The organism is Pseudomonas sp. PDM04 (genome assembly GCF_014851765.1).
Lineage (GTDB): Bacteria > Pseudomonadota > Gammaproteobacteria > Pseudomonadales > Pseudomonadaceae > Aquipseudomonas.
Map to the genome: position 1 here is coordinate 294,336 of NZ_JACVAI010000002.1, position 23,645 is coordinate 317,980.

A 23,645-nucleotide genomic window follows, 5' to 3' on the forward strand; every position below is an offset into this window, starting at 1 on the left:
TCCTCAACGCATTTGCAGAATGATCGGGCTGCTGCTGGCCGGATCGGTGTGTTCGCGCAGCTTGCCGACAGCCTGGGCAGTCACTGCATCAGCCTGGTTGCCCCAGCTGCTGCGCATGAACGTCAGGACTTCGGCAATCTGCTGATCCGACAGCTGCTCACGGAAGGCGGGCATGCGGTAGGCATCCGGCACACCGGCAGCGACGACGCGTTGCGAGCCGTTGAGGGTGATGTTGATCGCCGAAGCGTTCTCCCCGGCCAATGCCGAGGTGGCGCCGGCCAGCGGCGGCATCCACTCGGGCTGCCCCTTGCCTTCCAGGCCATGACAGGAGGCACAGCGGGTCACATAGGTATGCGCACCCGGGCCTTCCTGCAGGGTGGCGGCGGCCACCGGCTGATACTGCCAGGGAGCGCCGTCACGCTGGAGGTCGCCGGGCAATGACTTGAGATAGCGCGCAATCGCAGCCAGATCGTCATCGCTCATGAACTGCGTGGAGTTGTTGAACGCCTCGGTCATCGAGCCGAAGACCACGGCATGCCGGTTGCGACCGGTCTTGAGGAACCGGACGATGTCCGGCTCGCTCCAGCGCCCCAGGCCGGTGTTGTGATCGTTGCGCAAACTCGGTGCGTACCAGCCATCGAGCAAGGCGCCGGCGAGGAACGGCGTGGCGGACTCGTCCAGCCCTTTCTCGTTGAACGCCACCCCCCTCGGGGTGTGACAACTGCCGCAGTGGCCTGCGCCCTGGACGATGTAGGCACCACGGTTCCACAGCGCATCCTGCGCCTGTTTTTCCACGTAGGGCCCGGTGTCGGTGAACACCCCGTTCCACAACGCGATCGGCCAACGCAGGTTCAGCGGCCAGGGGATATCGCTGGGGATATTGACCTGTTTGACCGGTGCCACGCCTTTCATGAAAAAGGCATACAAGGCCCGGACATCGTCGTCGCTGAGTTTGGCGTAAGACGGATACGGCATGGCCGGGTATAGCCGCCGCCCACCCGGCGCCACCCCGTGGCGCACCGCGCGGTCGAAGTCCGCCAGGCTGTAACGGCCTATGCCGGTCTCGGGGTCCGGGGTGACGTTGGTGGCGTGGATTGCTCCCAAGGGCGTGGCCATTTCCAGACCGCCGGCGAAGGGCGCACCGTCGGGCACACTGTGGCAGGCCACGCAGTCGCTGAGCCGGGCGACATACTCGCCGCGGCTGACCAGTGCCGCGTCGATATCGGCCGCGGCCAGCGGCTGGCTGTCCAGGCGCGAGGCGGGTTCAGAGGTGACATACCAGGCCAGCAGGCCGGCCGCGACCAGGCACGGCACGGCCAACCAGCCAGCGGTTCTTGCGAATCGGCGGTTACTCATGGACGCTCCGGCGCTGTTCAAGTGAAGGTGTAGCGGCTCAAGGGCATGCTGCGGATGCGCTGCCCCGTGAGGGTCGCCACCGCATTGGCCACGGCCGGTGCGACGGCCGGCAACGGCGGTTCGCCGATACCGCCCATTTTTTCCCCGCTCTCGACCACCCGCACATGGACCCGAGCCATCCGCGAAGGCGGCAGGATCGGGTACAAATCGTAGTTGCGCGCACGGGGCTTGCCGTCGATGTACACCGCCTCCTCCACCAGCACCTGAGACAGGCCCAGTGCGACAGCACCGCTGACCTGGGCTTCGACGATGGCCGGGTTGACGATGCTGCCCGGGTCGATGGCCTGCCAGATGTCGTGCACCTTGACCTGGCCCTTCTCGATCGACACCTCGGCGATCACCGCCGTCTGGGTGCCAAACGGCGAAGCCATGGCCACGCCACGCGCACGCCGGGTGCCGTCCTCGGCCGTGAACGGGCCGCGCTTCCAGCCGCCCGACAGTTCACCCACCGCTTGCAGCAACGTGGTCAGGCGCTGGTTATCGCGCAGCAAGTGCAGGCGCAATTCGAACGGGTCCTTGCCGCCCTTGTCGGCGATTTCATCGAGGAACGCTTCGTAGAAGAAATCGTTGAGTGAATTGCCGACCGAGCGCCAGTAACCGAGCATGGCCGGGCCCTTGACGTAGATCTGCGCGATCCGCTTGTTGGGAATGGCGTAGGACTTGCCGGCCAGGCCTTCGAGGGCCGTCGGGTCGAGCTTTTCACCCTGCTTGCCGGCCAGTGATTCGGTGGGGCCTTCGGTGGCACTGATCGCTTCGATGGCCAACGGCAGGCCATCGGTATCCAGTGCGGCGCGGAAGTTGACGGCGGCGATAGGCCGAAGTGCATCGCGCAGGAACTCTTCTTCGCGGGTCCAGATCAGCTTGACCGGGCGTCCCACCGCTTTGGCCAGGGCAATCGCCTGCGGGTAGGGGTTGGCCGAGTCGTAGAGAAAATGCCGGCCGAAAAATCCGCCAAGCAACGGTGAATGCAAGTTGATCCGCGAAGCGTCGAGACCGGTCCGCTTGGCGATGTCGGCAAGGAACATGTCCGGCGCCTGGTTGGGCAGCCAGACGTCAAGAGAGCCGTCCGGGTTGAACCGGGCCAGCGCCGACGGCGGCTCCAGCTGAGCATGGTTGAGGTACTGATTATGGTAGGTGGCCTCGATTGTGGTCTTGGCCTTGGCCAGGACGCCGGCGACATCCCCTTCGTTTTCATCGTCGCGGGCGGGTCCCCGTTCGGCGGCCAGGCGCTTGACGAATGCATCGCTGGAAAAGTCCGCCGGCATCGCCCGCACCTGGGAGTCGGCGCCCGGCTCCTGCCAGTCGACCTGAATCGCCTCCACCGCGCGCTTGGCGTGCCACCAGCGCTCGGCGACCACCGCCACTGCGCCGGGCAGGCGATGCACCGAGTGCACGCCTTTCATGGCCTTGACCTGTTCTTCGTTGCGCAGGTTGCCGACGGTCATGCCCAGGCGCGGCGCGTGTTGCACGGCGGCATGCAGCATGTCGTCGACTTTCAGATCGATGCCGTAAAGCGCCTTGCCGGTCGACTTGTCGTAGGCATCGAGGCGCTTGACTGGCTTGCCGATCCAGCGGAACTGACGCGGATCACGCAACTGGACACTGGCCGGATCAGGCACCGGCAGGTCCATCGCGCGCTCGGCCAATTCACCGTAGGCGAGCGTGCGCCCCGAGGCGGCGTGCACGACCCTGCCCGGCTCGGTCGTCAGTTCACCCACCGGTACGCCGAGCTTTTCGGCGCCCGCCTGCAGCAACATGGCCCGGGCCAGCGCCCCCAGGCGACGCATGGTCGGGTAGCTCATGCGCACCGACATGCTGCCGCCGGTAATGCGCATGCCGTTTTCCAGCACCACATAGGCTTCGCCCGGTGGCGCGGCCTCGACCCGGAAGCTCGCGGGATCGGCGTCCAATTCTTCACCGACAATCTGCGCCATGGCGGTGTAGGTGCCCTGCCCGCCCTCCATGAACGGGCACAGCAGACGCACGGTGTTGTCCGGGCGGATTTCCAGAAACGCCGGCACTTGGGTCCCGCGTTCCGCTGCCGCGGTGGCAGCCGCCTGCACCCTGGCCGAACCGAGCGGCAGGCCGAAGCCCAGCACCAGAGCGCCCACGGCGGTGCCGGCGAGAAAACGCCGACGGGACACGTTCACCGGGTCAGTCAGTGTGAAATGGAGGGTTTCTTCCACGGAATCGATACGCGGGCTCATCAGGCTTCCCCTTTCTTCGCAGGCTGGCCGGCAAGGTCGTGGACCGCAGCCTGAATGGCGTTGTAGGTGCCGCAACGGCAGAGATTGACCATGGCCGCCTCAATCTGCGCGTCGTTCGGCGTGGGGTTGTTTTTCAGCAGCGCCGTGGCGGCCATGACCTGCCCGGACTGGCAGTAGCCACACTGGGCCACCTGATGCTCAACCCAGGTCGCCACCACCCGCTTGCCCACTTCATCCGCCTCGATGGCCTCGATGGTCGTCACCTCGCGACCGACCACACCGGCCACCGGCGTGACGCAGGAACGCACCACGTTGCCGTCGACCAGCACTGAACACGCACCGCACTGCGCCAGCCCGCAGCCGTATTTGGTGCCGGTCATGCCCAGGTCATCGCGGATCACCCACAGCAGGGGCGTATCGGCGTCGGCATCGACTTGATAGGTCTTCTGGTTGATTCGTAATTCCATGGCTCACCCGCTGATCATCGGTTGATGTACTTTATTTATGTTTTTTTCCGCCGTTTCCACGGCATTCGATGGGGTCTTCAGACGGCATCCAGCACCTGCCCACGCAGCTGCGCAATGTCATTTCTGGGCGCGTTGCCAAACATCCGGCCGTACTCACGACTGAACTGCGAAGGGCTCTCGTAACCCACGGCGAACGCCGCCCGCGATACGTCCAGGCGTTCGCTGAGCATCAACCGCCGCGCTTCGTTCAGGCGCAGCCATTTCTGGTACTGCAGGGGACTCATCGCGGTCAGTTGGCGAAAATGGTGGTGAAAGGTCGGCGCGCTCATCTGCACGCGCGCCGCCAGTTCATCAATGCGCAGCGGGACGCTGTAGTTGAGCTTGAGCCAGTCGATGGCCTTGGCAATGCGATAGCCCTGGCCATCGACGGCCGTGATCTGACGCAACCGCGTCGCCTGGTCGCTCCTGAGCAGGCGGTAGTGAACCTCGCGCAGGATCAGCGGCGCGAGCACCGGGATCGCCTCCGGCTCATCGAGCAATGCCAGCAGGCGATTGAGCGCGTCTTTCAGCGCCGGGGTCATGGTGCCGATCCCGACCCCCCTGTCGATTGCACGGCCACGGGTGACTGGCATACCGCCCTTGGCAAGCGCCTCGGCGAGCATGGGGATGTCCAGCTTCAGGACCAACCCGACACAGGGTTGCCCGGCGCTGGCGGTCAGCACTTCGGAATTGGCCGGAAGGTCCAGGGAGGTGATCAGAAAGCCCGAGCGGTCGTAGCGATAACCCTCGCCACCGACCCACAGGCGTTTCTCGCCACGCGCCACCAGGATCAGGCTCGGCTCGACCATGCAGACCGCCGGCGCCGCCGGCTGATCGCGGCGAAACAGCGACAGGCCGGGAATCGACGTGGCGAAATCACCCGATTGACGGGTTCGCGGGTCGATGTTCGCGGCCAGAGGCGACTCCTTGCAGGGACTGACATGGATCATGGCGGCTCGCTCCTATTGGCCAGACTCTAGCCTGCGCCCAGCGGCTTTCCTATCCATCACCCTGCATGTTCAGAGGATCAGGCAAGTATTCGATTGGATTGCGCAAGTGCGCGGGTTCATCGATGACCTATTCACAAACCGCGTCAGCCTTCATACAATTGCGATTAATTCTTATCCTCAAATAAACCGACAGGGAGTCCGTCATGTCCGCCATTCTGCCGCCTTCGCCGCTGCATCAACAGGTGGACAGTCTTTACCGTGACCACGGCGGTTGGCTCACTGGCTGGCTGCGCAAGCGTCTGGCTGATCGAGACAAGGCTGCCGACATTTCCCATGACACCTTCGTTCGTCTTCTGACCGGCACCATCGCCCATCCCTTGCGCGAGCCGCGGCATTTCCTCGCCACCGTCGCCAAGCGCGTGATGATTGACCACTTGCGGCGGCGCAGTGTGGAGCAGGCTTACCTCGATGCACTGGCGCAAGAGCCGGAACTGCTCGCCTGTTCCCCCGAGCAGCACATGCTGATGCTGGAAACCTTGTTGCAGCTGGACGCCATGCTCGACGGGCTCGGCTACAAGGTGCGGCAGGCGTTTTTGCTCGCCCAGCTGGAGGGTCTGGGCTATATCGAGATCGCCGAACACCTCGGGGTATCGGTCAGTTCGGTCACCAAGTACATGGCCAAGGCCACCGAGCAGTGCCTGCTCTTTGCCCTGGATGCGCAGGCATGAACGCCGCGAAGCAGCGCCTGGCCCTTCGCGATGCCGCGCAGTGGCACGCTCGTCTCGGCGCGGTACCGGGCTGCGAGGACACTCGGCGGCAGTGGCTCACCTGGCATCAGCAAGATCCGCTGCACCAGTGGGCCTGGCAGCGCCTGGAAATGTTTCAGGCCGAACTTCAGGGTGTCTCCGGCCCACTGGCCCGCCGCGCTCTGCTGGCGGGCGAATCGCGCCTCGACCGGCGGGCCGTGCTCAAGAGTCTGCTGCTCGGCGCAGGGGCGTGCGGGCTGGCCTGGTCCGGCTACCGGGAGATGCCGGTGTGGATGGCCGACCTGCGCACCCGTACCGGTGAGCGTCGCAACCTGAACCTCGACGATGGCACGCTGATTACCCTGAACACGGCAAGCGCCGTGGATATCCGCTACGACGCGACACAACGCCTGATCATCCTGCGTGCCGGGGAAATCTGGGTGCAAACCGGTACGGACCCGCGCCCCCTCAAGGTGCGCAGCGCCCAAGGCGAGATGCGTGCACTGGGAACCCGTTTCAGTGTTCGCCAATACGACGCCCACACCGAACTCAACGTTTTCGAACATGCCGTCGCGGTACGCAACAACCCTGTCGACAATGAGCTGATCGTCCGGGCCGGGAACCGTCTCGACTTTAGCGAGGGCCCTCTGTCGACACCGCAATCGCTGAGCCCGGAACGGGACGCCTGGCGCAACGGCCGACTGGTGATCGACGACTGGCGCCTGGACCACGCACTGAGCGAATTGCAACGCTATCGGCCGGGCATCATCCAATGCGCGCCACAAGTCGCCGGGTTGCGACTGTCCGGCGCTTTCCCGCTGGACGACACCGACCGTGCAATGGCAGCGATCAGCCAGGCGCTACCGGTACGGATCGAAACGCGCACACGCTTCTGGGTCAGGGTCGAACCGCGCGCCTGAGTCTTTTCGAAAAATATTCTCATTAACGATTGTCGATTTTCAGGTTTTCGTACGACTCCTTGTGCAAAACAGCCTCATTGCATTCGAAGGAGTCTTCATGCATCGCCCCAACCGCACCCTGCCCCATCCGCGCAAACCACTGGCCATTGCCGTCCTGGGCACCACGCTGGCCTTGCAGGTCGGTCTTCTCCAGCCGTTGATGGGTTCGAACAGCCAAGCCATGGCGCAATCCGTCACGCGAGATTACGCCATTCAGCCCGGCCCGTTGGGCGCGGTCATCGGCCGTTTTGCCAACGAGTCAGGCGTGGTCCTGTCCTTCGACGCCGGCCTCACCAGCGGCAAGCACAGTCAGGGCCTGCAGGGCAGCTATACCCTGGAACAGGGCTTCGCCAACATACTGGCCGGCAGCGGATTGACAGTGACACAGGGTCCGTCGGGCGATTACCTGCTGGCACCACGCGGCAGCGATGATGTGCTTGAACTGGGCGCGACCAACGTGACCGGCGCCGCACTCGGCTCGACCACCGAAGGCACCGGCTCGTACACCACCGGCAGCTCCGCAACTGCCACCAAAATGAACCTGTCACTGCGCGAAACGCCGCAGTCGGTCAGTGTCATGACTCGCCAGCGGATGGACGACCAGAACCTCGCAAGCCTGCCCGAAGTACTGGAACAGACGCCCGGCATCACCGTGCAGAACCTGGGCAGCGAGCGCTTCAACATCTACTCGCGCGGCTACACGGTCGACAACTTCCAGTTCGACGGCATTCCGACCACGCTGGACATCGTCAGCCAGGTCTCGGCCCAGAGCCTGGCCGACATGGCGATCTACGACCGCGTCGAAGTCTTGCGCGGCGCGACGGGGTTGATGACCGGCGCAGGCGACCCGTCCGCCACCATCAACATGGTACGCAAACGCCCCACCGAGCAATTTCGAGGACATATCAGCGGGGGGCTGGGCTCATGGAACAAGTACCGTGGCGAAGTTGACCTGTCCGGCCCATTGACGCCCACCGGCAACGTGCGCGGGCGTACGGTGGTTGCTTACCAGCAAAACGACAGTTTCATGGATCACTACCATCAGGAACGCGATGTCTACTACGGCATCCTCGAAACCGACCTGAGCGACAGCACCCTGCTGACCTTCGGCGCTGATTATCAAAAGAACAAGCCGCAGGGTTCCTCTTCGGTGGCCTTTCCCCTGTTCTACAGCAATGGCGAACAGACCGACTTCTCTCGCTCCACCAACAGCGCCGCACGCTGGAGTTCCAACGAACAGAACACCCTCAACAGCTTCTTCAGCCTGGAACAGAAACTCGCCCGCGACTGGACGCTCAAAGCATCGCTGAACCAGATGTACATTGACCGCAGCGACTATGAACTGGCCACCGCCAGCTGGGGCTTCCCCAACAAGACCACCGGCGCAGGCGTTCGTCTGTATGGCGGCGCCGGCAGCACCTGGCAGAAGCAGACCGGCGTCGACCTGCAGGCGCAGGGCCCGTTCGAACTGTTCGGCCGACGCCATGAGGCCATCGTTGGCTACAACTACGCCAAATACGAGAACCGCCACAGCCCGCTGCGCGGCACCGCTGTCGAAGGTCGCGTCGTCAACTTCTACACCTGGGACAACAACACCGCCAGGGCCAACACCTCGCTCGGCAAGCTGTACGACGGCGACACCACGATCTACCAGCGCGGCATCTACTTTGCGACCCGGCTGCGTCCGAGCGACGACCTTTCGGTGATCCTCGGCGCACGGGTCAGCGACTACGATTACACCTACGATCTGAGCTACGCACTGACACCGGCCCTGAACCGCGTCACCACCTACAAGGAAACCGGCGTCGTCACACCTTATGCAGGGGTGGTCTACGACCTCAACGACATCCACTCGGTGTATGCCAGCTACACCAACATCTTCAAACCGCAGAGCGTGCGCGACCGCGACGGCGCCACCCTCAAGCCCCGTGAAGGTGACAACTACGAAGTCGGTTTCAAGAGCGAGTACTTCGGTGGTCGCTTGAACACCAGTATTGCCGCCTTCGTCATCAAGCAGGACAACCTCGCCGAAGTCGACCCGGGTCAAGTCATTCCCGGCACCACCACGGCGGCCTATCGAGCGGTGAGCGGCGCCACGACCAAGGGTTTCGAGATGGAGCTCAACGGAGACCTGATGCCCGACTGGAACCTCAGCGCCAGCTATAACCACAGCATAACCAAGGACGCCGACGGCAAGCGCATCAACACCGTGAGCCCGGCCAACGCGGTCAAGCTGTGGAACACCTATCGCCTGCCAGGCGAACTCGATCGACTGACCGTGGGCGGTGGCATGAATTGGCAGAGTGGCATTCATTTCAGCGCCACACCGGCGGGATTGCCCGGTGCGGTCAAGGCCAGGCAGGACGATTACGCCGTCTTCGACCTGATGGCACGCTACCAGGTCACCGACCAGCTATCGGCCACACTCAACGTCAACAACGTATTCGACAAGAAGTACCTTAGCGCCCTCGATACCACGTTCTACAGTGGTTATTACGGCGATCCGCGTAACGTGATGCTCAGCACGCGTTACGATTTCTGATCGGTACCGCCTCGGCATAGCCGGGGCGGATTCAAGTACCCGTGCCTGCTCGGGCCCCGTCGCTGACGCGGCGAGCGGGTGCACTGGCGGCGGGCTGCCAGGCAAGCGTCAAGCTCAATCCCGCGCCGGTGGCCAGGCAGACGGCAATGCACACGCTGGCGACGGTGAACGCCTGGGTGATGGCGGCCGGATCAGTGCGTGAGCCGAGCACTGTGTAGAACACCCCGCCAATCACGGCGACGCTGAGTGAGGTGCTGACCTGCAGGGTCGAACTGGCGATGCCGGCGATCATGCCCGAGTAGGCGGGGGCGACGCGGCCGGTGACCATACGCATCAAGGTCGGCAGCGCCAGCCCTTGTCCCAGTCCAATCACGAACAGAAGGACGCCCAGCAGCACGGAGTCAGGCTGCACACCAGTCGGCGTCGCGCTGATGAGCCAGACCAGACCGAGAACGGCGATGGACTCCAGGGCCATGCCGAGCGGATTGACGTAGTCACCGATCATGCGTCGACCCCAGGGTGTCGACAGCGGCCCCAGCAGGAACCCTGCACCAAACGGCAGGAACACCAGGCCAGCACTCAGCGGGGAGGCGTTCAGCGCCTGCTGCTGGTAGACCGAGAACAACAGGAAGAAAACCCCGATCGAGTACAACGTCAGCGCGGTCAGCAGCGAGCGGCCAAGGCCCGGCGCCTGCAATGCCGCCGGATCGAGCAGCGGCTTGCCGCCCATGCGCCCAAGGCGAGTTTCATAACGCCAGAACAGCCACACCAGCAACGGCATAGCACCGAGCGACAGCCACGACCACCACGGCCAGCCGGCTTCCCGCCCTACGATCAGCGGCACGATAAGCGCCGCGAGGCTGACCATCGACAGGGCCATCCCGCCCAGGTCCAGTTTGCTGGCGTGTAACGCGCGCGTCTCTTTCAGCAAGGGAAGGCCGAACAGCACGACCAGAACCGCCACTGGCAAGTTGAGGAGAAAGATCGCCCGCCAGCCCAGGCCCATGACATCGAGCGAAATCAGGACGCCGCCCAAGGCCTGCCCGATCACCGCGGCCAGACCGAAGACAGCGCCATACAGGCTGAGCGCGAGCGGCTTTTCCGACTCGGGGAAGATCGCCTGCACCGAAGCGAGTGCCTGCGGCGCCATGACTGCCGCCGTCAGACCCTGCAAGGCGCGCCCGGCGACCAGCACCCAGGGCGATCCTGCAAAGCCGCAAACCAACGAGGCGCAGGCAAAGCCCATCAACCCGAGAAAAAAGACCCGGCCCCTGCCGTATATATCCCCGAGGCGCCCGCCGGTGATCAACGTCACGGCATACAACGCGGCATACGAAGAAATGACCAGTTGCTCGACAGAGGCCGAAGCGCCCAACTCTTCGCGGATCGAAGGCAGCGCAACGTTGACGATGAAGAAATCGAGCGGTGGCAGGAACGCACCCACCAGTAGAACCACAAACATCGCCCAGCGCCGTGGGTCGGCGTGGGTTGCATCGTTGCCGTACATGAACAGCCTCCATACGCAGTCAATAGAGAATGGGCACAGGCGTCATGCGCCCGGCGGCTACGCCCCGCAAACCCGGGCAAACTGATGGTTCGAGCGCCCGCGAAGGCTTGCGAACCGGCAGTTGGCAACCAGCCCACCCGCGGCGTCAGGGAGTCCGGCTCGAAGCGCCGCGAGGTGAATCAAGAGGTTCATTGTGCGAGTCGAAGGCTTGCGGCGGGACTGTCATTGCTGCATCTTCGCCGTTCACTTTTGTACGAGGTAAGCCATGGAATGGAATGACTTGCGGGTCTTTCTGGCCATCGCCAGGGGTGGGTCGCTGGGCGCAGCGGCGAAGCTGTTGGGCGTCAGCCATCCCACCGTGGGCCGGCGTCTGCATGTGCTCGAACAGACCAGTGGCCAGGTGTTCTTTCGCCGCACGGCAACGGGATTGGTGCTGACCGACAGCGGGGAGCGCATTTTCGGGCTGGCTGAGGAAATGGAACGCAGTGCGCTGACGATCGAGCGACGCATCGCGGGGGAAAATGACCAACCTGAGGGCCTGTTGCGGATTTCCTCGGCGGACTGGTTTGCCAGCTACGTGCTGGGCCCGGTTTTCGCTGAGCTTTTGCGGCGTCATCCACTGATTGTGCCCGAAGTGATCGCCGGGCATCGGCTGTTCGACCTGACACGCCGGGAAGCGGATATCGCCTTCCGGATTGTCCCTTTCACCGAACCCGACATCGTCCAGCGACGCCTCACCACCCTGAGTTACGGGTTGTACGCGGGCGCAGAGGTGCCATTGCGTCCGGGAGCCGAGGGTGAAGGCGTCGGCCTGATCACCATGAACACCGCCCAGGCGCATTACCCCGACGTGCTCTGGCTACAGGAGCTGTTTCCCGGGGCCAGAACCGTGTTCACCAGCAGCAGTCGCACCGTCCAGGCACGAATGTGTGCGCTGGGGCTGGGCGTTGCCGTACTGCCGCGCGTCCTGGGCGACCAGTTGCCCGCGCTCAGGTTGCTGGACACCGGCCAGGCGCCCCCCGGACGTGATATCTGGATGGGCTTTCACCACGATATGCGGCAGATGGATCGACTTCGCGCACTCGCCGACCTGGCGGGAGAGATGATCGGGACGGCCTGATCGGCTCAGGCCCCTTTTGCAGCACGCCTGCATGCTCAGACACCACCCCCCGATCAGCAAGCCCGACGCGGCGACTGACTCGCCAAGGCTGTGCTCGCTGTATGTTCGCCAGCGAACAGACGAACGCCCCTCATAGTCCTCACACTCAAGGCTGAAAAGCTACGTCCAGAAGGCGCTGCTCGGCGCTGGCGCGATGCGTTGGCGCACCTCTCAAAGCGCGCAATTGCAGTCGTGCGTTTCAGGCTCAGGACTTTATGAACAGTATATGGACACGCATGCTGAGGGTGTTTTCCCGCTCGTCCGGCGTTTGGCGAACCGGTCAGTTCTCCAAACCCCGCTTCGAATATGAGCCGATATTGCGCTCGGAGCTGTTCAGCGCCGATCAGATGGCCACTCACGGCATCGCTCTTGCCGGACAACATCGCCTGACGGCGTTGTCCGCCCGGGACCCGATGCTGCGCAGGCTCGATGACAACGAGCGACTGCTCAAGCGCAGTTGTGCGGCGCTGGCCGATGCGCAAATGTCCAGCCGTCGAGTGACGCCGGCAGCGGAGTGGTTGCTGGACAACTACTTTCTGGTCGAGGAAAACATTCGCACCGCCCGCTCACACCTGCCCAAAGGCTACAGCCGCGAATTGCCACGCCTGGTCAACGGCCCTTCCGCCGGTCTGCCCCGCGTCTACGACATCGCACTGGAAACCATCTCCCATGGCGACGGCCGGGTCGACGAACAAAGCCTGAGCCGCTTCATCTTTTCCTATCAGACCGTGATGCCCCTGGCGCTGGGGGAACTGTGGGCGATACCGATCATGTTGCGTCTGGCGTTGATCGAGAACCTGCGGCGAGTGGCCTCGCGGGTCATGGCCAACGCCGATGACCGCAATCTGGCCGATGACTGGGCCGAGCGCCTGATCGAGACCTCGGAGCGCGACATCAAGAATGTGGTGTTGACCGTTGCCGACATGGCCCGCTCCGCACCGCCGATCACTGCCGCCTTTGTCGCCGAATTCACCCGTCGCCTGCAGGGTCAGAGCGCGGCCCTGGCCCTGCCGTTGAACTGGATCGAGCAGATGCTCAGTGAAAGCGGCTCGAGCATCGAGCGCCAGGTGCAGCTCGATGCGCAACAACAGGCAGCGGACCAGGTGTCCATCAGCAACAGCATCGGCAGCCTGCGGCTCCTGTCCGCGACCGACTGGCGCGAGTTCGTCGAGTCGATGAGTCATGTCGACCGGATCCTCAGGGAAGACCCGGCGGGCGTTTATCAGGCGATGGATTTCAGTACGCGCGACAGCTATCGGCATGTGGTCGAGCGCCTCGCCCGACGAAGTCCCCGACTCTCGGAAATCCAGATCGCCCAAGCCACGATCGATCTCGCCATCGCCGCAACGGCCACCGTGTCCTGCCCGGTGCTGGCCCGTCACGTCGGGTATTACCTGATCAGCGCAGGCCTGCCGGCGCTGGAGCGCCGACTCGAGGCCCGGGTGCCGTTCCATGAGCGCTGGAATCGCCTGCTGCAGCGCTCGCCGCTGGTTTTCTACCTGTCACCGGTGGCCTTGCTGACGTTCGTTCTCGCCTGGCCCCTGCTGGCCTCTGCGCAGCGCGATGGCATGTCGGCAGCAGCCCTGCTGATGCTGGCGATTCCCTGCCTGATCATGACCAGTCGACTGGCGATCGGTCTGATCAACTGGTTGGTGACGTTCAGCCTGGTGCCGGCCGTGTTGCCGAAAATGGATTACGCCAACGGCATTCCCGATGACGCGACGAGCCTGGTGGTGATCCCGACGCTGATCGCCAGCCCGGCCGATGTGGACGAACTGGTGGAGGGTCTGGAAGTACGCTTCCTCGCCAACCGCGACCGCAACCTGTATTTCGCCTTGCTCAGCGACTTCCTGGACGCCGCGCAGGCGAACGAGCCCGAGGACGCCGGGCTGCTCGACCAGGCCAGCCGTGCTATCAGCCAGCTCAACCAGAAGTATGCCGACGGGTTGGACGACCGCTTCTTTCTGCTGCACCGGCCACGGCGCTGGAACGCCAGTGAGCGGGTGTGGATGGGCCACGAGCGCAAACGCGGCAAGCTGATCGAGCTCAACGAGCTGTTACGCGGCCGGGGGCAGGACCGTTTCGATGCCATTGTCGGAGACATCACCCCATTGCGCGCCGTGCGCTATGTCATCACCCTGGACACCGACACCCTGCTGCCCCGCGATGTCGCCCGCCAGTGCGTGGCGGCGATGATGCACCCTCTGAATCGCCCGTTGTTCGATGCCACCGGCGAGCAGATCGTCTCCGGCTACGCGGTGTTGCAACCGCGCGTGGGCATCAGCCTGACCAGCGCCACGCGCTCGATCTACGCCCGACTGTTCGGCAGCGATGCCGGGGTCGATCCCTACACGCGGGCGGTGTCGGACGTTTACCAGGACCTGTTCCAGCAAGGCTCGTTCATCGGCAAGGGCATCTACGACGTGGATGCGTTCACCTGCGCGCTGGACGGTTGCCTGCCGGATAACCAGATCCTCAGCCACGACCTGATCGAAGGCTGCTATGCCCGATCCGGGTTGCTCAGCGACGTGCAACTGTACGAGCAATACCCGTCGCGCTTCGGTGCCGATGTCAAACGACGGCATCGCTGGATTCGCGGCGACTGGCAGTTGCTGCCGTGGACATTACCCTGGGTGCGCAACGCCGAGGGCCACTGGATCCATAACCGGCTGAGCGTCATGGCGCGCTGGAAGATCCTCGACAACCTGCGCCGCAGCCTGGAGCCGCTGGCGCTGTTGCTGATGCTGTCATGGGGGTGGTTTGCCAGCACGGCGCCGCTCCACTGGACGCTCACCGTCATCGGCCTGCTGTTCATCCAACCTTTGCTGCGGGTGGTGACCGACCTGATACAGCCTCCCGACGATGTGCCCTATGGGCAATACGTGCGAGCGCAACTGGGCGATCTGGGCCAGGACCTGGCCAGGGCTTGCCTGGCACTGGCCTGGCTGCCGTTCGAAATGTTCTACAGCGCCGATGCGCTCTTGCGTTCGCTCTGGCGAATCGGCTTCAGCCGGCGCCGGCTGTTGCAATGGCAGCCTTCGCGCGAGGTCGAGCGCAGCACGGAAAACCGGCTGTCCGGGCTCTACCGGCAGATGTGGGTTCAGCCGTTCTCGGCGCTGGTGTCCCTGGCCCTGCTGGCGCACGACCCACAGACCCTGGCCATCGCCAGCCCCCTGCTGCTGGCATGGTTGGCCGGTCCCTGGATCGCCTGGCGACTCAGTTCGCCGCCCCGACAATCGGTGTTCGCCCCGTCGACGGAGGACTTGCGCTTCCTGCGCCTGTTGGCGCGCAGAACCTGGGCGTTCTTCGATCACTACGTGGGACCGCAGGATCATTGGTTGCCACCGGACAACGTGCAGGAAGAACCCAGGCCCGCCATTGCCCATCGCACCTCGCCCACCAACATGGGCATGTCCCTGCTCGCCCACCTGGCCGCTCACGATTTCGCTTACCTGAGCACCGAACGACTGCTGACGCGGCTGGGTGCCTCGCTGGACAGCATGGACGGCCTGGAACGGTATCGGCAGCACTTTTACAACTGGTATGACACGCAGACCCTCGAACCGTTGAAACCGCATTACGTCTCCACCGTCGACAGCGGCAACCTGGCGGGTCTGCTGCTGACCCTGAGCGCCGGCCTTGCGCAGCTTGCCGACGCGCCCATGTTCGGCCCTGCGGTGATCAGGGGCCTGCGCGACACCCTGGAGATCCTTGGCGAAACCCAGCGTGCCGCGGGCGTGGATGAAACCGCCTGCAATGACGTGCGAAAACGGCTGGATGAGGCCCCGCCATCGTTAACCCGCGAGGCGCTGGCAGACCTGCTGCACGCGGCACGCATCAGCGTCGCGGACACTCCTGGCGGCCTCGATGAAGAGAGCGTTTACTGGCGCGAGGTGTTCGACCACCAATGCATCGACTGGAGCGAAGAGTTGCAGCGCTATCGACTCCCTGCGCCCTTGCCCGGCACCCCGTCGGCACCTGGCAGCTTGCGTCAACTGGCAGGCCTGAACCCGGCCGGCTGGGCAGCGGAGCATCACCCTCGACTCGAGCAGGTGCGCGCCGTCGCCGCCGCGCGCCTGCTGACCCTGGAGCGCCTGGCCCTGTTGTCGACGTCGCTGGCACAGATGGATTTCTCGCTGCTGTACGACAATCAGCGGGACCTGTTCGTCATCGGCTACAACGCCGAAGACCGCAGGCTCGACAGCGGTTACTACGACCTGCTGGCCTCCGAAGTGCGGCTGACCAATTACGTGGTCATCGCCCTGGGACAAATCCCCCAGCGTGCCTGGTTCACCCTGGGCAGGCTGTTGGGGGAAAACGCCGGGGTGCCGACGTTGCTGTCCTGGTCGGGCTCGATGTTCGAATACCTGATGCCGATGCTGGTGATGCCCAACTACGACGGCAGCCTGCTGGACCAGACGTGCCGCGCCGCCGTGGCGGTACAGATCGAACACGGCAACCTGCTGGGCATTCCCTGGGGCGTTTCAGAGTCGGGTTATTACACCCTCGACGCCCACTTCAACTATCAATACCGCGCTTTCGGAGTTCAGGCCCTGGGGCTCCAGCGCGGTCTGAGCAATGACGTGGTCATCGCACCTTACGCCAGCGTCCTGGCGTTGATGGTCGACGCCGATGCCGCCTGCAAGAACCTGCAACGGCTCGCCCTGCAAGGTTGCGCGGGACGTTTCGGTCTGTATGAGGCGGTGGACTACACCGAGGCCCGACTGCCCCGCGGCCAGCCCCACGTCGTGGTCCGCTCCTTCATGGCGCACCACCAGGGCATGAGCCTGCTGGCCTTGACCAGCCGCCTGCTCGATCAGCCCATGCAACGCCGCTTCGCCGCCGATCCGGCGCTGCAATCGGCCCTGCTGCTGTTGCAGGAACGGGTGCCGAAATCCGCCGCTCCGTACCTGCAGACCGCCCAGTCGCCCGCGCTCGGTGATGGCGGGCTGGGCCAGGACGCCGGGCTTCGGGTGTTCGCTGACCCAGGCCGCAAACGCCCTGCCGTGCAGTTGCTTTCCAATGGTCGCTACCACGTCATGCTGACCAGCGGTGGCGGTGGTTACAGCCGCCGCCACGACATGGCCGTCACCCGTTGGCAGGAAGACATTTCCCAGGACAACTGGGGGATGTTCTGCTATCTGCGCGATGTGCAGTCCAATACCGTCTGGTCGGCCGCGCATCAGCCAACGCTGCGCCAGCCCGAAAGCCATGAAGCGATCTTCAGCGACTCCCGGGCAGAGTTTCGCGCACGCAACCTGGATTTCGACACGCACATGGAGATTGTCGTCTCGCCTGAAGACGACATCGAACTGCGCCGCCTGCACGTCACCAACCGGGCGTCATCGGCCAAGACCCTGGAAATCACCACCTATGCCGAAGTGGTGCTGACGTCCCCCGCCAGCGATGCCATGCACCCGGCGTTCAGTAAACTGTTCGTGCAAACCGAACTGCTGCCGGCACTCCAGGCCATCGTGTGCAGCCGCCGTCCCAGGGCGAGCGACGAATCGACGCCGTGGATGTGCCATTTACTGGCGGCACACGGCGTGGACATCGACGCGATCTCGTACGAAACCGATCGCGCCCGGTTCGTTGGCCGTGGACGCAACCTGGTATCACCCGCCGCCCTGGATGCCGACTGCCCGCACTTGTCTGGCAGTGCCGGCCCGGTACTGGACCCGGTGGTCGCGATTCGCTGCAGGATTACCCTGCAACCCGGCCAGCAGGCGACCATCGACCTGGTCACCGGCGTCGCCGATAACCGTGACGACTGCGTCTACCTGATCAACAAATACCGCGACCGCCACCTCGCCGACCGGGTGTTCGACCTGTCCTGGACCCACAGCCAGGTGCTGCTGCGCCAGCTCAACATCTCGCTGGCCGACGCCCGCCTGTTCGAACAGATGGCGTCGTCGCTGCTGTATGCGAACGCCTCGATGCGCGCCGATAACACCGTACTGACCGCCAATCGGCGCAATCAGTCGGGCCTCTGGGGCCAGGCGATCTCCGGTGACCTGCCCATTGTCCTGCTGAAAATCCAGAGCCTGGACAACATCGCGATGGTGCGACAGCTGATTCAGGCTCATGCCTACTGGCGGCAAAAAGGCCTGGTGGTCGACCTGTTGATCTGGAACGAAGACCAGGCCGGTTACCGTCAACAACTGCAGGACGCGATCATGGGGCTGATCACCTCCGGCAGTGAGGCCACGTTGCTGGATCGTCCGGGCGGCATCTTCGTGCGTGCGGTGCAACAGCTGTCGAACGAAGATCGCGTGCTGGTGCTCTCGGTGGCCAGGCTGGTCTTGAACGAAGGTTCCGGCAGCCTGGCCGAACAGATTCATCGTCGCAAAGTGTCACCGGTCCATGCCCCATTCGTGGCAACACGGCACTACCAGGCAAGGCCGACCCTGTCCGTGCCCAAGCCTTCGGCGCTGCTGCTGGGCAACGCGTATGGCGGCTTCAGTGCCGATGGCAGCGAATACATCATTAGCGGCCTGGCGGCCAATCCGACACCGGCGCCCTGGGTCAATGTGATTGCCAACGCTCAATTCGGCACGGTCATCTCGGAAACCGGCAGCGCCTACACCTGGGCCGAAAACGCCCATGAGTTTCGCCTGACGCCCTGGCACAACGACCCGGTCACCGATCGCGGCGGCGAAGCCATTTACCTGCGGGATGAAGAGACCGGGCACTTCTGGTCTGCCGCCCCACAACCCTGCCCCGGAACAGGCCCCTACCAGACCCGTCACGGTTTCGGTTACAGCGTGTTCGAACATGAAGAAGACGGAATTGTCAGCGAACTGTGGATCTATGTCGCACTGGATGCACCGATCAAATTCATGCGCCTGTTGCTGAGCAACCGCTCGGGGCGCAGCCGAACGCTGTCGGTCACCGGTTATGTGGAATGGGTGCTGGGCGATCTGCGCAGCAAGTCGGCGATGCATGTGGTCACGCAATCGGATCCGGCCACCGGCGCCCTCTTCGCCCGCAACGCCTACTCGGTGGAATTTTCCGAGCGGGTGGCGTTCTTCGATACCGATACGGTCGATCACGGGGTCAGCGGTGACCGTACGGAATTCGTGGGTCGCGGCGGCACCCTGGCCGCGCCGGAAGCGATGCGGCACGCCGGGTTGTCCGGGCGCCTGGGGGGCGGCCTGGACCCTTGTGCCGCCCTGCAAGTGGCGGTCGATCTCGCCGATGGCGATAGCAAGGAAGTCATCCTGCGCCTGGGCGCGGCCGCCTCGAGCGACGCCGCCAGCCAGCAGGTGCAGCGCCATCGGGGCAGCCTGGTTGCCGCCGAGCAGTTGCACAAGGTGCGGGAGCACTGGCGCTCGTTGCTCGGGGCGATCCATATCGAAACCGCCGCGCCCGAGGTGGATGTCATGGTCAACGGCTGGCTGATGTATCAGGTCATTGCCTGCCGGTTCCAGGCCCGCAGCGGCTACTACCAGTCCGGTGGTGCCATCGGCTTCCGCGATCAGCTACAGGACAGCATGGCCATGATCCACGCCGATCCGGCGACCGTGCGCGCGCATCTGCTGCTGTGCGCCGCTCATCAGTATCTGGAGGGAGACGTGCAGCACTGGTGGCACCCGCCGATGAATCGAGGGGTTCGCACCGCCTGCTCCGATGACTTCCTGTGGCTGGTGGCCGCCACCAACCGCTATGTCGAAATGACCGCAGACGCGGCGGTGCTCGACGTGCCTGTCGGGTATCTGGAAGGACGCCCATTGACGGGTGGCGAAGAATCCTACTATGACCTGCCGGTGGTTTCGCCCCAGCAGGAGTCGCTGTACCGGCACTGCGTACGTGCCATCGAGCACAGCCTGCAGCGCGGTCGCCACGGTTTGCCGCTGATGGGCTCCGGCGATTGGAACGACGGCATGAATCGCGTCGGCCATCTGGGTGAAGGTGAAAGCGTGTGGCTGGGTTTCTTCGGCTATCAGGTGTTGACGCAATTTGCGCTGACCGCTCGCCTGCACGGCGATCACGCCTTCGCCAGGCGCTGCAGCGACAGCGCAGAGGCACTGCAACGCAACCTTGAACAGAGTGCCTGGGACGGCGCCTGGTATCGTCGTGCCTGGTTCGACGACGGTCAGTTGCTCGGTTCGGCGAGCAACGCGGAGTGTCGTATCGACTCGATTGCCCAGAGCTGGTCGGTGCTTTCCGGAGCCGGCTCCATTGTCCGCCAGGCCAAGGCCATGCAGGCACTGGATGAGCATCTGATCAAGCGAGACATCCGCGCCGTGCTGCTGCTTGACCCACCGTTCGACAAGGGCGCTCTGGACCCGGGCTACATCAAGGGCTATGTGCCAGGCGTGCGCGAGAATGGCGGCCAGTACACCCATGCTGCCGTTTGGGCGGGCATGGCGTTCGCGCAATTGGGCGATGCCGCCAAGGCGTGGGAGGTGCTGAACCTGATCAACCCGGCCGCCCTTGCCAACGTTGCGCGAATAGACACCTACAAGGTCGAACCCTATGTCATGGCCGCCGATGTCTACGGCGCGCCTCCGCATGCCGGGCGCGGTGGCTGGACCTGGTACACCGGTTCGGCGGGGTGGATGTACCGGCTGATAGTGGAGTCACTGCTGGGTGTCCAACGCAGCGGTCGCACGCTGAGCCTCGAACCGTTGATACCCGTCGACTGGCCGGGTTTCAAACTGCATTACCGCTTCGGCAGCACGCTTTACCACTTCGATGTGCATCAGGGCAGTTCGCCGCTCACCTCGATGACCCTCGACGGCCAGCCGTTGAGCGGCACGGCGCTGACGCTCGAAGACGACGGACTGGAGCGCTGGGTTCGGGTGGACTGCCGCGCCCGGTCGCCCAGGCCTCAAGCGCTGGAGTATGCGCAGGCCGTCGATGAGTAGGCATTGATCACCGCCCGTGGCGTGCATGGGTGTACCCTGAGCCGGTACCCCCCCTTCCGCCACGGTGCCCCACCCATGTCCGCTTCACACCAGCCAAGCCACAATTACCTGCTCGCGGCGCTGCCCGCCGACGATCTCCAGCGCCTGGTCCCGCACCTGGAGCAGGTCAGCCTGGGACTGGGCGATGTGCTGTATGAACCGGGGGATACCCTGCGGCATGTTTACTTCCCCACCGATGCCATCGTTTCGCTGCTGCACGTCACGGAAAACGGCTCGTCGGCGGAAATCGCCGTGGTCGGGAACGAAGGTTTGATCGGCATCGCCCTGTTCATGGGGGGCGAAAGCACCTCCAGCCGGGCGGTGGTACAGAGCGCCGGCGTCGCATTCCGCCTGCCGGGGCAAAAACTCAAGAAAGAGTTCAACCGCCACGGCGATCTGCTCCTGCTGATGCTGCGCTACACCCAGGCCCTGATCACCCAGATGTCGCAGACCGCCCTGTGCAACCGCCATCACTCGATCGATCAGCAATTGTGCCGCTGGCTGCTGCTGTCGCTGGATCGCTTGCCTGGCAATCGCCTGAACATGACCCAGGAACTGATCGCCAACATGCTCGGCGTACGCCGCGAAGGCGTCACCGAAGCGGCCGGCAAACTGCAGCGCCAGGGCGTCATCGAATACAGCCGTGGGCAGATCACGGTGCTGGACCGGACCCGCCTGGAACGGCTTAGTTGCGAGTGCTACCTGGTGGTCAAGACCGAGACCGACCGACTGCTGCAGCACAGCCGCCGTCACGACGATTGAAACCGCACGGCCACTCGACGCCGGGTCAGAACGCCTGGTGAGTCGGCCGCAGCACGATTTCGTTCACGTCCACGTCGTCGGGCTGCTCGATTGCGAAGGCGATGGCGCGCGCCACCGAGGCGGCCGGGATCGCCTTTTTGTAGAAGTCGAGCACGGTGTCCCTGGCCGTCCCGGAGGTGCTGTGCTTGAGGTCGCTGTCCACCGCACCGGGCGCGATGGAGGTTACGCGGACCTTGTCGCCCACTTCCTGGCGCAGGCCTTCGGAAATGGCGCTGACGGCGAACTTGGTCCCCGAGTACACCGTGCCGCCGGGGGCAAAGACTTTCACCCCGGCCACCGAACTCAGGTTGATGATGTGCCCGCTGTCCTGCGCGAGGAACCGGGGCAGCGCCGCCGCAATGCCGTACAGCGTGCCCTTGAGGTTGACGTCGATCATCGCGTCCCACTCATCGGTGTTGACCTCCGACATGGGTCGAATCGGCATCAACCCGGCGTTGTTGATCAGCACGTCGAGCCTGCCGAAATCCGTCACCACGGCAGCGACCACGGCCTCGACCTGGCGTTTGTCGGTGACGTCGAGGCTGTAGGCCTTGGCGTCACCCCCCTGGGCAGCGATCTCGGCCACCACCGCCTCCAGTTTGTCGGCCCGACGCGCGGCCACCGCGACTTTGGCGCCGCGTGCCGCCAGCAGCCGGGCCACTTCGGCACCGATACCGGTACTGCCGCCGGTGATCAAAACGACTTTGCCTTCGATACCTTTACTCATGACAACACCTCACATCTGGAAGGGGAATATTTCGGGTAATCCGTGAACCCTTGCTCATCGCCGCCATACAGGCCGGTGGCGTTCAGGGCATTCAGCGGCCAGCCATTGGCGATGCGCCGGGGCAAATCGGGGTTGGCGATAAAGGGCCGCCCGAATGCAACCAGATCAGCCAGGCCCGCCTCGACCAGGCGCGCCGCGCGGTCCGCGGTGTACAAGCCGGCGTAGATGATCCGGCCGCTGAAGGTGCTTCTCACCTCGCGCCGAAATGTCTCGGGCAGGTCCGGCGCATTCGCCCAGTCGGCTTCGGCAATCGACAGGTAACCGATGCCTGCCTGCTCAAGCACCTTGATGGCTTCGATGTAGGTCTGGTGCGGGTCCTCCTCGACGAAGCCGATGTACACGCGGTCTTCATCGGTGCTGGTGAACAGCGGCGCGAAGCGCACCCCGACGCGTTCAGGCCCGACCACCGCGCCGACCGCCTGCACCACTTCGCGCAGGAAACGCAGGCGGTTGTGCAGCGAGCCACCGTACTCATCGGTGCGCTGGTTGGCGTGGGCCGAGATGAACTGGTTGACCAGGTAACCATTGGCCGAGTGGATCTCGACGCCATCGAAGCCGGCGCTCAAGGCATTGCGCGCGGCCTGGGCGTAGAGTTCCACCAGCGCCTCGATCTCGGCGACGCTCAGCGCCCGCGGCAGGGAAGGCTCGACCAGGGTGCCCGTGCCCGGGCCGGTTTCGATAAAGGCCTTGGCCTTTTGCGCCTGGATCGCCGACGGCGCGATGGGCGCGGCGTTGTCCGGTTGCAGCGCATTGTGGGACACCCGGCCGACGTGCCAGAGCTGGGCAAAGATCACCCCGCCTTCTGCGTGCACGGCATCGGTCACCGTGCGCCAGCCCTCGATCTGCTCCTGGCTGTAGATGCCTGGCGTCCAGGCGTAACCCTTGCCACGGGGTTCGATCTGGGTGCCCTCGCTGATGATCAGGCCGGCACTGGCGCGTTGCTGGTAATACCGGGCCATGAGGGGCGTTGGGATGTCACCGGGCTGAGCGCTGCGTTGGCGCGTGAGCGGCGGCATGACGATACGATTCTTCAGCGTGATGGCGCCCAACGATGTGGGCTCGAACAGCGAGCGATGTTGCATGATTGATTCCTTGTTGCGTCAGTCTGTCGGGTCGGCTTGCAAACCGCCGGGGTGGAGGCAGCGGCAGACGCCGG

At 64.3% G+C, this 23,645-nt stretch carries 13 protein-coding genes; 6 read left to right on the plus strand and 7 right to left on the minus strand.

Annotated elements, in window-relative coordinates; genetic code table 11:
- Nucleotides 1–3 precede the first annotated feature (3 nt).
- From IB249_RS08145 to IB249_RS08160, 4 genes are all read right to left on the minus strand, one after another.
- Nucleotides 4–1,356 (minus strand): c-type cytochrome, encoded by a 1,353-nt coding sequence (locus tag IB249_RS08145; protein WP_192303405.1) that lies wholly within the window; start codon nucleotides 1,354–1,356, stop codon nucleotides 4–6.
- Nucleotides 1,357–1,373: 17 nt separating this feature from the next.
- Nucleotides 1,374–3,623: a xanthine dehydrogenase family protein molybdopterin-binding subunit gene (locus tag IB249_RS08150; protein ID WP_192303407.1), complete on the minus strand. Its 2,250-nt coding sequence runs from the start codon at nucleotides 3,621–3,623 to the stop codon at nucleotides 1,374–1,376.
- Nucleotides 3,623–4,090 carry a (2Fe-2S)-binding protein gene (locus IB249_RS08155; protein ID WP_192303409.1) on the minus strand — a complete coding sequence of 156 codons (468 nt, stop codon included), beginning with the start codon at nucleotides 4,088–4,090 and terminating at the stop codon, nucleotides 3,623–3,625. The genes IB249_RS08150 and IB249_RS08155 overlap by 1 nt, the downstream gene beginning before the upstream one ends.
- Before the next feature lie 77 nt (nucleotides 4,091–4,167).
- Nucleotides 4,168–5,079 carry an AraC family transcriptional regulator gene (locus tag IB249_RS08160; protein ID WP_192303411.1) on the minus strand — a complete coding sequence of 304 codons (912 nt, stop codon included), beginning with the start codon at nucleotides 5,077–5,079 and terminating at the stop codon, nucleotides 4,168–4,170.
- Between the two features lie 203 nt (nucleotides 5,080–5,282).
- Between IB249_RS08160 and IB249_RS08165 the strand changes: the two genes are divergently transcribed.
- From IB249_RS08165 to IB249_RS08175, 3 genes are all read left to right on the plus strand, one after another.
- Nucleotides 5,283–5,807 (plus strand): sigma-70 family RNA polymerase sigma factor, encoded by a 525-nt coding sequence (locus IB249_RS08165; RefSeq protein WP_192303413.1) that lies wholly within the window; start codon nucleotides 5,283–5,285, stop codon nucleotides 5,805–5,807.
- On the plus strand, nucleotides 5,804–6,745 hold the full coding sequence (locus IB249_RS08170) for a FecR domain-containing protein (protein ID WP_192303415.1): 942 nt from the start codon (nucleotides 5,804–5,806) through the stop codon (nucleotides 6,743–6,745). Before IB249_RS08165 ends, IB249_RS08170 begins: the two co-directional genes overlap by 4 nt.
- A gap of 97 nt (nucleotides 6,746–6,842) precedes the next feature.
- Complete coding sequence (locus IB249_RS08175; protein ID WP_192303417.1) at nucleotides 6,843–9,326, plus strand: TonB-dependent siderophore receptor; 2,484 nt, start codon at nucleotides 6,843–6,845, stop codon at nucleotides 9,324–9,326.
- Nucleotides 9,327–9,357: 31 nt separating this feature from the next.
- Here the strand turns inward: IB249_RS08175 and IB249_RS08180 are convergent, their stop codons facing one another.
- Complete coding sequence (locus IB249_RS08180; RefSeq protein ID WP_225606876.1) at nucleotides 9,358–10,833, minus strand: MFS transporter; 1,476 nt, start codon at nucleotides 10,831–10,833, stop codon at nucleotides 9,358–9,360.
- 265 nt (nucleotides 10,834–11,098) lie between these two features.
- Between IB249_RS08180 and IB249_RS08185 the strand changes: the two genes are divergently transcribed.
- The 3 genes from IB249_RS08185 to IB249_RS08195 all read left to right on the plus strand — a co-directional run bounded on the left by IB249_RS08185 (nucleotide 11,099) and on the right by IB249_RS08195 (nucleotide 21,663).
- The gene (locus tag IB249_RS08185; protein WP_192303419.1) at nucleotides 11,099–11,953 is read left to right on the plus strand and encodes a LysR family transcriptional regulator; all 855 of its coding nucleotides are present in this window, start codon (nucleotides 11,099–11,101) and stop codon (nucleotides 11,951–11,953) included.
- Nucleotides 11,954–12,207: 254 nt separating this feature from the next.
- The gene (locus tag IB249_RS08190) at nucleotides 12,208–20,862 is read left to right on the plus strand and encodes a GH36-type glycosyl hydrolase domain-containing protein (RefSeq protein ID WP_192303421.1); all 8,655 of its coding nucleotides are present in this window, start codon (nucleotides 12,208–12,210) and stop codon (nucleotides 20,860–20,862) included.
- A 75-nt stretch (nucleotides 20,863–20,937) separates the two neighbouring features.
- The gene (locus tag IB249_RS08195; RefSeq protein WP_192303423.1) at nucleotides 20,938–21,663 is read left to right on the plus strand and encodes a Crp/Fnr family transcriptional regulator; all 726 of its coding nucleotides are present in this window, start codon (nucleotides 20,938–20,940) and stop codon (nucleotides 21,661–21,663) included.
- Nucleotides 21,664–21,688: 25 nt separating this feature from the next.
- Here the strand turns inward: IB249_RS08195 and IB249_RS08200 are convergent, their stop codons facing one another.
- Together IB249_RS08200 and IB249_RS08205 are read right to left on the minus strand one after the other, a co-directional pair.
- Nucleotides 21,689–22,429, minus strand: a complete 741-nt coding sequence (locus IB249_RS08200; protein ID WP_192303425.1) for an SDR family oxidoreductase — start codon at nucleotides 22,427–22,429, stop codon at nucleotides 21,689–21,691.
- Nucleotides 22,426–23,571, minus strand: coding sequence for an alkene reductase (locus tag IB249_RS08205; RefSeq protein WP_192303427.1), 1,146 nt, complete (start codon nucleotides 23,569–23,571; stop codon nucleotides 22,426–22,428). The genes IB249_RS08200 and IB249_RS08205 overlap by 4 nt, the downstream gene beginning before the upstream one ends.
- Nucleotides 23,572–23,645: the final 74 nt, after the last annotated feature.

Coding starts and splice junctions, on each gene's coding strand:
- IB249_RS08160 (WP_192303411.1), bottom strand. CDS start 5,079: ATGATCCATGTCAGTCCCTGCAAGGAGTCGCCTCTGGCCGCGAACATC.
- IB249_RS08200 (WP_192303425.1), bottom strand. CDS start 22,429: ATGAGTAAAGGTATCGAAGGCAAAGTCGTTTTGATCACCGGCGGCAGT.
- IB249_RS08195 (WP_192303423.1), top strand. CDS start 20,938: ATGTCCGCTTCACACCAGCCAAGCCACAATTACCTGCTCGCGGCGCTG.
- IB249_RS08185 (WP_192303419.1), top strand. CDS start 11,099: ATGGAATGGAATGACTTGCGGGTCTTTCTGGCCATCGCCAGGGGTGGG.
- IB249_RS08190 (WP_192303421.1), top strand. CDS start 12,208: ATGAACAGTATATGGACACGCATGCTGAGGGTGTTTTCCCGCTCGTCC.
- IB249_RS08175 (WP_192303417.1), top strand. CDS start 6,843: ATGCATCGCCCCAACCGCACCCTGCCCCATCCGCGCAAACCACTGGCC.
- IB249_RS08150 (WP_192303407.1), bottom strand. CDS start 3,623: ATGAGCCCGCGTATCGATTCCGTGGAAGAAACCCTCCATTTCACACTG.
- IB249_RS08145 (WP_192303405.1), bottom strand. CDS start 1,356: ATGAGTAACCGCCGATTCGCAAGAACCGCTGGCTGGTTGGCCGTGCCG.
- IB249_RS08205 (WP_192303427.1), bottom strand. CDS start 23,571: ATGCAACATCGCTCGCTGTTCGAGCCCACATCGTTGGGCGCCATCACG.
- IB249_RS08155 (WP_192303409.1), bottom strand. CDS start 4,090: ATGGAATTACGAATCAACCAGAAGACCTATCAAGTCGATGCCGACGCC.
- IB249_RS08170 (WP_192303415.1), top strand. CDS start 5,804: ATGAACGCCGCGAAGCAGCGCCTGGCCCTTCGCGATGCCGCGCAGTGG.
- IB249_RS08165 (WP_192303413.1), top strand. CDS start 5,283: ATGTCCGCCATTCTGCCGCCTTCGCCGCTGCATCAACAGGTGGACAGT.
- IB249_RS08180 (WP_225606876.1), bottom strand. CDS start 10,833: ATGTACGGCAACGATGCAACCCACGCCGACCCACGGCGCTGGGCGATG.